The 11,996-nt window shown below is 70.4% G+C and carries 9 protein-coding genes; 6 read left to right on the forward strand and 3 right to left on the reverse strand.

The annotated features are described in order from the left end of the window. Positions 1-274: 274 nt before the first annotated feature. The 6 genes from E1200_RS24335 to E1200_RS24360 all read left to right on the forward strand — a co-directional run bounded on the left by E1200_RS24335 (position 275) and on the right by E1200_RS24360 (position 7,391). Entirely contained in the window at positions 275-715 is a 441-nt protein-coding gene (locus E1200_RS24335; RefSeq protein ID WP_131954395.1) for a hypothetical protein, read from the forward strand. Between the two features lie 570 nt (positions 716-1,285). Beyond that, positions 1,286-2,287, forward strand: coding sequence for an ABC transporter permease (locus tag E1200_RS24340; RefSeq protein WP_131954396.1), 1,002 nt, complete (start codon positions 1,286-1,288; stop codon positions 2,285-2,287). Between the two features lie 42 nt (positions 2,288-2,329). After that, the gene (locus E1200_RS24345; RefSeq protein ID WP_131954397.1) at positions 2,330-4,075 is read left to right on the forward strand and encodes an ABC transporter substrate-binding protein; all 1,746 of its coding nucleotides are present in this window, start codon (positions 2,330-2,332) and stop codon (positions 4,073-4,075) included. 87 nt (positions 4,076-4,162) lie between these two features. Beyond that, complete coding sequence (locus E1200_RS24350; protein WP_207933523.1) at positions 4,163-5,173, forward strand: ABC transporter permease; 1,011 nt, start codon at positions 4,163-4,165, stop codon at positions 5,171-5,173. After that, the gene (locus E1200_RS24355) at positions 5,173-6,246 is read left to right on the forward strand and encodes an ABC transporter ATP-binding protein (protein ID WP_131954398.1); all 1,074 of its coding nucleotides are present in this window, start codon (positions 5,173-5,175) and stop codon (positions 6,244-6,246) included. The genes E1200_RS24350 and E1200_RS24355 overlap by 1 nt, the downstream gene beginning before the upstream one ends. A 23-nt stretch (positions 6,247-6,269) precedes the next feature. Next, positions 6,270-7,391: a dipeptide ABC transporter ATP-binding protein gene (locus E1200_RS24360; protein WP_131954399.1), complete on the forward strand. Its 1,122-nt coding sequence runs from the start codon at positions 6,270-6,272 to the stop codon at positions 7,389-7,391. Between the two features lie 132 nt (positions 7,392-7,523). On the opposite strand, the gene E1200_RS24365 is transcribed toward E1200_RS24360, so the two are convergent. The 3 genes from E1200_RS24365 to E1200_RS24375 all read right to left on the reverse strand — a co-directional run bounded on the left by E1200_RS24365 (position 7,524) and on the right by E1200_RS24375 (position 11,878). Next, positions 7,524-10,025, reverse strand: a complete 2,502-nt coding sequence (locus E1200_RS24365; protein WP_243708801.1) for an FtsX-like permease family protein — start codon at positions 10,023-10,025, stop codon at positions 7,524-7,526. Next, positions 10,022-10,912, reverse strand: a complete 891-nt coding sequence (locus E1200_RS24370) for an ABC transporter ATP-binding protein (RefSeq protein ID WP_131954400.1) — start codon at positions 10,910-10,912, stop codon at positions 10,022-10,024. Before E1200_RS24370 ends, E1200_RS24365 begins: the two co-directional genes overlap by 4 nt. A 285-nt stretch (positions 10,913-11,197) precedes the next feature. Then, positions 11,198-11,878, reverse strand: a complete 681-nt coding sequence (locus tag E1200_RS24375; RefSeq protein WP_131954401.1) for a response regulator transcription factor — start codon at positions 11,876-11,878, stop codon at positions 11,198-11,200. Positions 11,879-11,996 lie beyond the last annotated feature (118 nt).

Below are 11,996 nucleotides of genomic sequence, written 5' to 3' on the forward strand. Positions count from 1 at the left end.
CGTCGTCGTCGTCTCGCTGCGCGAGGTCACCCTCGACATGCTGCGGGCCCTGCCCGCGTTCACCGGCGAGTAGGAGCCCGCCCGCGTCCCCCAGGTGACCGGACCGGCCCCTGATACCCGCGGGGTGGTCCCTCAGGGACGGGTCACGCGGGAGGAGGAGGGCCGCGCGCCCGGAAACCGTCCGCCGGGAGGATCGGAACCGGCCCGTGACGTGTGACGATGGGAGTGAGGCAGCACCGCAGTGACGCAGCACCGCAAGGAATGAGGGGCCGGCATGAGTGACACAGCCATCTTCGCGATCAGTCTCGCAGTGACCCTGGTCGGGCTGGTCGTCAGCTGGGGGGTCTACCGCCGCCGCGGCGCGGGGACCGGGCTGCGCGGCGCCGCCCTGTCCCTGGTGCCCCTCGCGGCGGCGATGACGGGGGTCACCGCGTTCTTCGTCGACCTGACGTTCGACCCCGGCCGGTGGGCGGGCGTCGCGGTCGCCGGCCTGGCCGTCCTGCTGTACGTGGTCTCCGGCGCGATGATCAGCCGCCGCGCGGGCGCGTCCGGCGGCGCGTCCGGCGGCGCGGCAGGGGGCAAGGCCGCCGGGGGCGGCCGGCAGAAGTCCGCCGGGCGGTCGGGCGGGCAGGCCGTGGAGGGTCCCGCGGCGGGCGGCGGCGACCCGGAGATGGCCGAGATCGAGCGGATCCTGCGCGACCGCGGCATCAGCTGACCCGGAGCCGCCCGGCCACCGTCCGTCACGGCGGGCCGGGACGTCCCCCAAGCGGGGGCGTCCCGGCCCGCCGTCTTCATATGCGCCGTCCGCGCCCCGGGCCTCGCGCTCCGGGCCTCGGGCTTGTAAGCCTCCGCTGTAAGCCCGTCCCGCGGGCCGGTCGCGTGACTGCCGTGCCGGATGGGGCGTGCCGGGCCGCTGGGGCGCCCGGATTGTGTCCGCCGGGACGCTGACCTGCGGAGGATCGATATCGGAACGGACTCGGAACGGTAAAGCTTCCCGGTCTAGACCGGATGACGGCCACGGCAGGTCGTGCACTGAACGTACTATTCGGGCGGTTTGCCGGACGTGCTGTCGCTCCGCGTGTGGCCCAGATGACGACGAGATCACAAGTCAGATACGGGTACTGGCATAGGTCCTCACACGGATGGACAGTCGTGGTCGAAGGACTACGTTGCCCTCAGCGAACGCGGCGTGCCGAGTACGGGGCGGCGGATGATCTCCGCCGCCGGCCGGCCGGGCGCCGGCGGCAGGGCCGAACCAGTGGCCGGACTGTAGGAGGTATGGAGCGTGGCCGCACCCATCGAGGTGAGCGGGTCCGACACCGAGGCGCATCCCGAATCGGTGCTCTCGGGCGTCGACCGCAAGAAGATCCAGGGGCGCTCCCTGGGCCAGATCGCCTGGATGCGGCTCAAGCGCGACAAGGTCGCGCTCACCGGCGGGGTCACGGTGATCCTGCTCATCCTCATGGCGATCTTCGCGCCGCTCATCGTCAAACTCCTCGGCCACCCGCCCAACGAGTTCCACCAGGAGCTCATCGACCCGACGCTCGGCGGCCCGCTGGAGCCCAGGGGAGGGATGAGCGGCGAGTTCCTGCTCGGCCTGGAGCCCGGGAACGGCCGCGACCTGTTCAGCCGGATCGTCTACGGCGCGCGGGTGTCGCTGCTGGTCGGCTTCCTGGCCACCCTCATCGCCATGGTGATCGGGACCACCCTCGGCGTGATCGCCGGCTACTTCGGCGGCTGGGTCGACTGGATCATCACCCGCACGATGGACATCTTCCTCGCCTTCCCGCTCGTGATGTTCGCGATCGCGGTCGTCGGGGTCCTGCCGGACAGCTGGCTCGGCCTGGAGGGCAACGGCCTCCGCATGGCCATCGTGATCTTCGTGATCGGGTTCTTCTCCTGGCCCTACATGGGGCGCATCGTGCGCGGGCAGACCATCTCGCTACGCGAGCGGGAGTTCGTCGACGCCGCCCGCAGCATGGGCGCCCGCAGTCCGAGCATCCTGTTCCGGGAGATCCTGCCGAACCTGGTCGCTCCGATCCTGGTCTACGCGACGCTGCTGATCCCCACCAACATCCTGTTCGAGGCGGCGCTGTCGTTCCTCGGGGTCGGCATCAACCCGCCGACCCCGGCGTGGGGCTCCATGCTCACGGAGGCGATCCGCAGCTACCAGATAGCGCCGTACTTCGTGATCATTCCCGGTGTCGCGATCTTCGTCACGGTCATGGCCTTCAACCTCTTCGGTGACGGCCTCCGGGACGCCCTCGACCCGCGGACCGGGCGCTGACCAGCGCACCGGGACATTCACCCGAGAGTGGAAAGGGTAATTATGAGAGTCCGGCCCAAACTTCTAGCCCTGTCATCAGGGCTGGTCGCCCTCAGCCTGGGTCTAGCCGCATGTGGCGGGGGTGACGACGGCGGCGGCGGTGACGGCGCCGGTTTCAACGCCGCCGTCGACAAGGTCGTGAACCCTTCGGAGAAGAAGGGCGGCACGCTGCGGATGGCGATCAGCAGCGACATCGACTCCACCGACCCGGGCAACATGTACTACGCCTGGTCGACCAACTTCGTCCGGCTGTACTCCCGCATGCTCCTCACCTACCCCGCCAAGCCGGGCGACGAGGGGCGCAAGCCGGCGCCCGACCTCGCCGAGGACCTGGGCGTCCCCAGCGACGACAACAAGACCTGGACCTACAAGCTCAAGCGGGGCCAGAAGTACGAGGACGGCACCGAGATCAAGGCGGGCGACATCAAGTACGCGGTCGCGCGCACCTTCGACCGCTCCGTCCTGCGCAGCGGCCCGTCCTACTTCGCCGACATGCTGGACGCCGGTGACTACGAGGGCCCCTACAAGGACAAGAACCTCGACAACTTCAAGGGCGTCACCACCCCCGACGACTACACCGTCGTCTTCCACCTGAAGCGCCCGTTCACCGAGTTCAACGAGCTGGTGAACTTCAGCGGCCAGACCGCCCCGGTGCCGCAGGACAAGGACAAGGGCGAGCGGTACGGCCTGCACCCGGTCTCCTCCGGCCCCTACAAGTGGGACGGCGACTACACCCCCGGCAAGGGCGGCGCGCTGGTGCCGAACGACCAGTGGGATCCCTCCGACCCGCACCGCAAGCAGCTCCCCGCCAGGATCGAGATGATCGCCGGGCTGAACGCCGAGGAGCTCGACAACCAGCTCCTCAAGGGCGACATCCACGTCGACCTGGCCGGCTCGGGCGTGCAGGACAACGCCCGCAAGACGATCCTCACCGACGACAGCCTGAAGGCGCAGTCCGACAACCCGATCGGCGGGTTCCACTGGTACCTGCCCATCAACAGCGACGTCGTGCCGAAGCTCGAGTGCCGCCAGGCCATGATCTGGGCGGCGGACCGCGACGCGATGTGGCGCGCCTACGGCGGTGACGTCGGCGGTGACCTCGCGACCTCGATCATGCCCCCGGACGTGGAGGGCCGCGAGAAGGGCACCGACTACTACACCAAGGCCGAGAAGGGCTACAAGGGCGACGTGGCCAAGGCCAAGGAGGCCCTGGCGGCGTGCGGTAAGCCCGAGGGCTTCGAGGTCACGATGGTCTACCGCTCGGACCGCCCGAAGGAGCAGGCGGTCGCGATCGCGCTGCAGCAGTCGATGAGCCGCGTCGGGATCAAGCTCGACCTGAAGGGCTACCCCGCCAACACCTACGTGACCGACCAGTTCGGCTCGCCCGAGTTCAACAAGAAGAACAACGTGGCCCTGGGCACCTTCGGGTGGCTTTCGGACTGGCCGACCGGATACGGCTACCTGTGGGCCCTGACCCACAGCGACGCCATCCTCCCGAGCGGCAACATCAACATCTCGATGATGGAGGACAAGCAGATCGACGACTGGTGGGCCCAGTCGCTCACGACGCAGGACGCGGCCGGGCGCGCGAAGCTGTACAACCAGATCGACGACCGCTTCCGTGAGCAGGCGTATGTCATGCCGAACGTGTACGCCAAGTCCCTGATGTACCGGCCGGACTCGCTGAAGAACGTGTTCTTCCACAAGGCGTTCGGCATGTACAACTACTCCACGCTCGGCGTCGAGTAGCAGCCTCCCACGATTCGCTCAGAAGGCAGGTGAAGGCCACGGGCGGCCGGCCGGTGATCCCGGCCGGCCGCCCCGGGCCGCAGGACCGTGATCGCATTCTTCATTCGCCGGCTCGTGGGCGGGGTCGTGATGCTCCTGGTCATCAGCGCGGTGACCTTTCTCATCTTCTTCGGGCTCCCGCGCGCCGCCGGGCAGAGCACCGATCAGCTCGCGGCCCGCTTCGCCGGCAAGTCCCCGACGGCCGAGACGATCACCGCGATCAAGGAGCGGTTCGGTTTCGGCGACCCGCTGGCGGTCCAGTACGGCAACTTCCTCAAGTCGATCGTGGCCGGTGACACCTACGACACCGGCGTCGAGGAGATCGACTGCCCCGCCCCGTGCCTGGGCTACTCGTTCCGCACCAACCAGAGCGTCACGGACCAGATCATCGACCGGTTCCCCATCACCCTCTCGCTGGTGGTCGGCGCCGCCGTCATCTGGCTGATCGCCGGAGTCTCGATCGGCGTGCTGTCGGCGCTCAAACGCGGAACCCTCTTCGACCGCGCCGCGATGATCGTCGCGCTGGCGGGGGTCTCGCTCCCGATCTTCTTCACCGGCCTGCTCTCCCTGACGTTCGTCGTCCACGCCTGGGAACTGCTCCCACCGGTCAGCTATCAGGACTTCACGGAGAACCCGTTCAAATGGGCTTCGGCGCTCATCCTGCCCTGGGTGACGCTCGCATTCCTCTACGCGGCGATGTACGCGCGACTCACCCGAGCGGGCATGCTGGAGACGATGGGTGAAGACTACATACGCACGGCCCGCGCCAAGGGACTCCCTGAACGGACCGTCGTCACCAGACATGCGCTGAGAGCGTCGCTGACACCGGTCGTGACCGTGTTCGGACTCGACATCGGGCTGCTGTTCGGCGGCGCGATCCTCACCGAGCAGACCTTCTCGCTCAAGGGACTCGGCAACCTGGCGCTGGAGGGCGTGATCGGCAGCGACCTGCCGGTGGTGCTGGGCACCGTCGTGACCCTCTCCCTCGCGGTCATCGTCATGAACCTGATCGTCGACGTCATGTACGGAATCCTCGATCCGAGGGTGAGGTTGTCCTGATGGCCGAAGCCACCGACGTGGACGCCGGCGCGGCCGCAGGCGGCGGCCGGCCCCCCGGCGCCTTCCTGGAAGTCCGCGACCTGAAGATCCACTTCCCGACCGACGACGGCCTGGTCAAGTCGGTCGACGGGCTGTCGTTCCAGCTGGAGCGCGGCAGGACCCTGGGCATCGTGGGGGAGTCCGGATCCGGCAAGAGCGTGACCAGCCTCGGCATCCTCGGCCTGTACAACACGCGCAACGCCCGGGTGTCCGGCGAGATCTGGCTGGACGGCAAGGAGATCGTCGGCGCCGCCGAGAGCGAGGTCCGGCGGCTCCGCGGCCGCGACATGGCGATGATCTTCCAGGACCCGCTGTCGGCGATGCACCCCTTCTACACGGTCGGCAGCCAGATCATCGAGGCGTACCGGGTGCACAACGACGTGTCCAAGAAGGTCGCGCGCAAGCACGCCATCGACATGCTCGGCAAGGTCGGCATCCCCAGGCCCGACCAGCGGGTGGACGACTACCCGCACCAGTTCTCCGGCGGCATGCGGCAGCGCGCGATGATCGCGATGGCGCTGTCGTGCGACCCGAACCTGCTGATCGCGGACGAGCCGACGACGGCGCTGGACGTGACCGTGCAGGCGCAGATCCTCGACCTGATCCGGGACCTGCAGGAGGAGTTCGACTCCGCCGTCATCGTGATCACCCACGATCTCGGGGTCGTCGCGGAGGTCGCCGACGACATCCTGGTGATGTACGCGGGACGCGCGGTGGAGCAGGCGCCGGTCGAGGACGCCTTCCACCGGCCGGTGCACCCCTACACGTGGGGCCTGCTCGGCTCGATGCCCCGGCTGGACCGGGAGCGCTCCGAGCGGCTGCTGCCGATCACCGGGACGCCGCCGAGCCTGATCAACGTCCCCCCGGGGTGCGCGTTCCATCCGCGCTGCCCCTACCGGGACCTGAACGACGGCAAGAGCGAGACCGTGCGGCCCGAACTGGTCGAGGTCGAACCCGGCCACCGGGCGGCGTGCCATCTCCCGCTGGACAGGCGGCGGGAGATCTGGACCGACGAGATCCGGCCGAAGCTGTGACGAGCACGGGTGGTAACGAGACTGTGAACAATTCCAAGGCCCCGGCCGAGGAGGCCCGTCCGGCCGCGGACGGCGAGCTCCTGCTGGAGGTGGACGGCCTCGGCAAGCACTTCCCGGTCACCTCCGGGCTGCTGCGCCGGCAGATCGCGGCGGTCAAGGCCGTCGACGGGGTGTCGTTCTCCGTCCGCAAGGGCGAGACGCTCGGGCTGGTGGGGGAGTCGGGCTGCGGCAAGTCCACCACCGGCCGGATGATCATGCGGCTGCTGGATCCGAGCTTCGGGAAGATCACCTTCGATGGGCGCGACATCACCAGGATGTCGCAGGGCAGGCTGCGGCCGCTCCGCCGCGACCTCCAGATGATCTTCCAGGATCCGTACTCGTCGCTGAACCCGCGCAAGACGGTCGGCTCGATCGTCGGGGCACCGTTCCGGCTGCAGAAGATCGAGACCGAGCAGGGCGTGAAGAAGGCCGTCCAGGACCTCCTTGAGCTGGTCGGGCTGAACCCCGAGCACTACAACCGGTACCCGCACGAGTTCTCCGGCGGGCAGCGGCAGCGCATCGGCATCGCCCGCACCCTCGCCCTGAAACCGAAGCTGATCATCGCGGACGAGCCGGTGTCGGCGCTGGACGTGTCGGTCCAGGCCCAGGTCGTGAACCTGCTGGAGGACCTGCAGGACGAGCTCGACCTCACCTACGTGGTCATCGCGCACGACCTGTCGGTGGTGCGGCACATCTCCGACCGCGTCGCCGTCATGTACCTCGGCAAGATCGTCGAGCTGGCGGACCGGACGGACCTGTACGAGCGGCCCATGCACCCCTACACCAACGCGCTGCTGTCGGCGGTCCCGATCCCGGACCCGGCCCAGCGCGGGGAGCGCAAGCGGATCCGCCTGCAGGGCGACGTCCCGAGCCCGCTCGACCCGCCGCCCGCGTGCCGCTTCCACACCCGCTGCTGGAAGGCGCAGGACATCTGCAAGCAGGTCGAGCCGCCGCTGGTCGAGCTCAGCCCCGGCCACCAGGCCGCCTGCCACTTCCCGGAGAACACCACGGTCAGCGCGACCGACGCCGTCGCCAAGGCCGCGGTGGCGCCCGGCGCCGCGTCCGGCGACAACGGCGCCGCGTCCGCCACCGACTCCGCGCAGTAGCTACCCGCACCAGGACGCCCACCCGCTCCGGCCGGTGCGCCTCTCACACGGGAAAGGCCCGGCCCCCTCACCCGAGGGGACCGGGCCTTCCGCGTTCCTACCGTGCACCCTGCGTGAGCCCGCGGGGCGCCGTCACTCGGTCGAGATGGCCTTCAGCACGTCCATCCGACCGGCCCGCCACGCCGGCCACAGCGCCGCCAGCACACCGATCACCGCCGCCACCGCCAGGTACACCAGCAGCGTCCCGTACGGGATCGACAGGACCCCGAGGCCGTCGTCGGCGAGCGCGTTCTGCAGCGCGGCGCCGAACGCGATCCCGATGCCCATGCCGAGCACCGCCCCGAACACCGCGATCATGATGGACTCCAGCCGGATCATGCGGCGCAGCTGCCGCCGGGAGATCCCGATCGCGCGCAGCAGCCCGATCTCCCGGGTCCGCTCGATCACCGACAGCGCCAGGGTGTTGATCACCCCGACCGCCGCGATCACCACCGACATGATCAGCAGGATCGTCAGGAACGTCACGAACCCGTCGACCTGGCCGCGGGCGTCCTCCTTCAGCGACGCCTGGTCGGCCACCTCCAGGTTCGGGTAGCCCTGCAGCGCCGACTCCAGCGCCGACCGCGTCGCCGCGTCCGCCCGCTCGGTGTCCACCACCATGATCCCGACGGTCGGGTTCACCGTGTGCCGCAGGTGCATCTCCGGCGACATCAGCCGCGGCCCGATCAGGTCGCTGCGGGAGTACACGCCGCTGAGCGTCAGCCGCTCGGTCTTCCCGTCGGCGAACTGTACGGAGACCACCGCACCGACCTCCCAGCCGCGGTCCTTCGCGGTGTCCTCGTCGACCATGAGGTCGGACGGGCCGGACGCCGCGCTCCCCGACACGATCTTCAGCCGGGCCGCCTCGGTGATCACCGACGCGTCGGCCGCGACGTAGAACGCGTCCTTCCCGTCGATCTTCACGTCGCCGTCGTAGGTCGGCGACGCCGCCACCACCCCGGGGGTGTCCTTCACCCGCTGCTGCGCCTCGGCGTTCACGCCGCCGGCGCCCTGCGCCTGCACCAGGTAGTCCGCGCCGAACTGGGCGTCGATCTGGTCGTCGATCGACGCCCGCATCGTCGCGCCCAGCACGTTCACCGTGGTGATCAGCGCCAGCCCGATCATCAGCGCCGCGGCGGTCGCCGCGGTGCGGCGCGGGTTGCGCAGCGCGTTCTGCCGCGCCAGCCGCCCCGGCGCCCCCAGCAGCCGCGCCGCCGGAGCGCCCAGCACCCGCAGCACCGGCACACTGATCACCGGCGCGAGCATCGCCACCCCGACGAACACCCCGAACGCGCCCGCGCCGACCGGCACCGCCGGGTTGCCGCCGGCCCCGGCCAGGCCCACCACGATCAGCGCCGCGCCGATCAAGGTGAGCAGCGACCCCAGCGCGATCCGGATCCGCATCGACCGCTGCGGCAGCGCCACGTCGTCGCGCATCGCCGCCACCGGCGGGATCTTCGCGGCGCGCCGCGCCGGGAAGTACGCCGACACGACCGTCACCACGATCCCGACCGCGTACGACCAGACCACCGCGTTCGCGGTGAGGGCCAGCCCGCCGTCGCCGGCGTCGCCCATCTGCGTCTGCAGCAGCGACGCCAGCCCGGCCCCGGCGGCCAGCCCGAGCGTTGACCCGACGATCCCGACCGCGACGGCCTCGCCGATCACCGCCCGCGTCACCTGCGCGCGGGCCGCGCCGATCGCGCGCAGCAGCGCCAGCTCCCGGGTCCGCTGCGCCACCAGCATCGAGAACGTGTTGAAGATGATGAACGCCCCGACGAAGATCGAGATCAGCGCGAACGCGAGCAGGAACGTCCGGAAGAACCCCATCATCTCCGCGATGTCGCTCTGCGCCTCCTCCCGCAGCTCCGTCCCGGTGATCGCCTCCAGGTTCGCCGGCAGGACCGCCGCGACACGGTCGCGCAGCTCCTCCTCCGACGGGCCCGCCGACTTCATCTCGATGTCGGTGAAGTAGCCGGGCTTCAGCAGCAGCCGCTGCGCCGTCGGGGTGTCGAACGCCGTGACCGTCGCACCCATCATGTTCCCGGTGTCGACCAGCCCGACGACCTTCATCCGCTGCGGCGCACCCGCCGTGATCACCTGCGTGGTGTCGCCGATCGCCAGCTCGCCGTTCTCGGCGGTCGCCTCGTCGATGACGACCTCCGCCGGGCCCCGCGGCGCGCGGCCGGACGTCAGGTCGTAGAACGCGCTCCCGGTCAGGTTCACCCCGAGCTGCGGCGGGCCGTTCTGCGGCGTCCCGACGATCTTCCCGTCCTTGCCGACGACCGCCGCGTACCCGGTGACGTTCCCGATCGGGTCCTTGACCCCGTCAACGCCCTTGAGGGTCTCCAGCACCGACGCCGGCACCGGCTGCGCCGACATCCCGTCGTCGTTGCCGCCCACGACCTGCTTCGCCCGGACGCTGACGGCGATGTCCTGGCTGATGTTGCTGAACAGCTCGTCGAACCGCTTGTTCATGCTGTCGGTGAACATCAGCGTCCCGGCGACGAACGCCACGCCGAGGATCACCGCGACGGCCGTCAGCACCAGCCTGATCTTGTGCGCCGCGAGGTTGCGGAGCGTGACCCTGCCCATCATCGCGCCGCGACCCCCGGCCCCTGCCCGTCCCGGCCCTGCGCGTCCAGATCCTGCGCGTCCCGGCCCTGCGCGTCCTGGCTCTGGGCGTCCGGGCCCGGCGCGACGGCGGGCGCGGAGTCGAAGCCCTTCATCCGCTCCAGCACCCGCTCGGCCGTCGGCTCCGGCATCGTGTCGACGATCTGCCCGTCCGACAGGAACAGCACCTGGTCGGCGTACGCCGCCGCGGTCGGGTCATGCGTCACCATCACGATCGTCTGGCCCATCCGCCGCACCGAGTCCCGCAGGAACCCCAGCACCTCCGCGCCCGACCGCGAGTCCAGGTTCCCCGTCGGCTCGTCAGCGAAGATGATCTCCGGGCGGGCCGCCAGCGCCCGCGCGCACGCCACCCGCTGCTGCTGGCCGCCCGACAGCTCCGACGGGCGGTGCTTCAGCCGCGGCCGCAGCCCCACCGTGTCGATCACCGTGTCCAGCCACTCCCGGTCCGGCCTGCGGCCCGCGATGTCCATCGGCAGCGTGATGTTCTCCAGCGCCGTCAGCGTCGGCACCAGGTTGAACGCCTGGAAAACGAAACCGACCTTGTCGCGCCGCAGCCGCGTCAGCTGCTTGTCCTTCAGCCGGGTCAGCTCGGTGTCGCCGATGTACACCTCCCCGGAGTCCACCGAGTCCAGGCCCGCCATGCAGTGCATGAGGGTCGACTTCCCGGACCCCGACGGGCCCATGATCGCCGTGTAGCGGCCCCGGGGGATGCCGACGGTGACCCCGTCGAGCGCGACGACCCGGGCGTCGCCGTGCCCGTACACCTTCGTGATCCCCTGGGTGCGTGCGGCGAAGTCGCCCTCCCCGGGCACGGTCTGCGCGCCGGCGGTCGATGGGGCGGTGTTCGTCACGTGAGACTCCCGTAGTCGAGTGAGCAGAGAAGAGCGTTGCCAGCGGCCGGATGTGCTCGTCCCCCGACGATCCGACCTAAAGAACACTAGAAGGCCCGCGATCTCATGGGATGGACCCCAGGAACGGACTTGGCCGTCCACCCGAGGCAGGAGGAACCCCGCCGCGGTCGTCCTACCGGAGTAGTCCCCGCCCTCCGCGAGACAGGGACGAACCAGGGTCCGACCCTGAGACCGCACCCGCAACGCCTCGCGTCCGCGCCCCCGGCCCCGGTCCCGGCGGGACGGTCAGCTCTGGCCGGGCCTGCTCAGCCCCGTCTCGTACGCGTACACGACCGCCTGCACCCGGTCCCGCAGCCCCAGCTTCGCCAGGACGTTCCCCACGTGCGTCTTCACCGTCGTCTCGCTCACCACGAGCTCCGCCGCGATCTCCGCGTTCGACTGCCCCCGCGCCACGTGCGCCAGCACCTCCCGCTCCCGGTCGGTCAGCGTGTCCAGCCCCGGCGGCGGCGCCTCGTCCCGCACCGCCGGCAGCCGCGACGCGAACCGGTCCAGCAGCCGCCGCGTCACGCTCGGCGCCACGATCGCGTCGCCCGCCGCCACGATCCGGATCGCCTGCACCAGGTCCTCCGGCGGCGAGTCCTTCAGCAGGAACCCGCTCGCCCCCGCCCGCACCGCCTCGATCACGTACTCGTCGAGATCGAACGTCGTCAGGATCAGCACCTTCGGATCGTGCGAGGCCGCGCCGTCCCGGACGATCCGCCGGGTCGCCTCGATGCCGTCCACCCCCGGCATCCGGATGTCCATCAGCACCACGTCCGGCAGCAGCGACCGCGTCAGCTCCACCGCCACCGCGCCGTCCCCGGCCTCGCCCACCACCGCGATGTCGGTCTCGGCCTCCAGGATGAGCCGGAACCCCGTCCGCAGCAGCGGCTGATCATCGACGAGCAGCACCCGCACCGCGCTCATCGCGCCGCACCGCCCGCCCGGCGTCCCGGTCGCACCATCGTTCCCGCTCCTCGCCTCACCGTGCGCCCGCCCCGCCGGCGGCGCCCACGCCCAACCTACGGCCCGCCCAACCTACGGC

The sequence above is a fragment of the Actinomadura sp. GC306 genome (assembly GCF_004348665.1).
Taxonomy (GTDB): domain Bacteria; phylum Actinomycetota; class Actinomycetes; order Streptosporangiales; family Streptosporangiaceae; genus Spirillospora.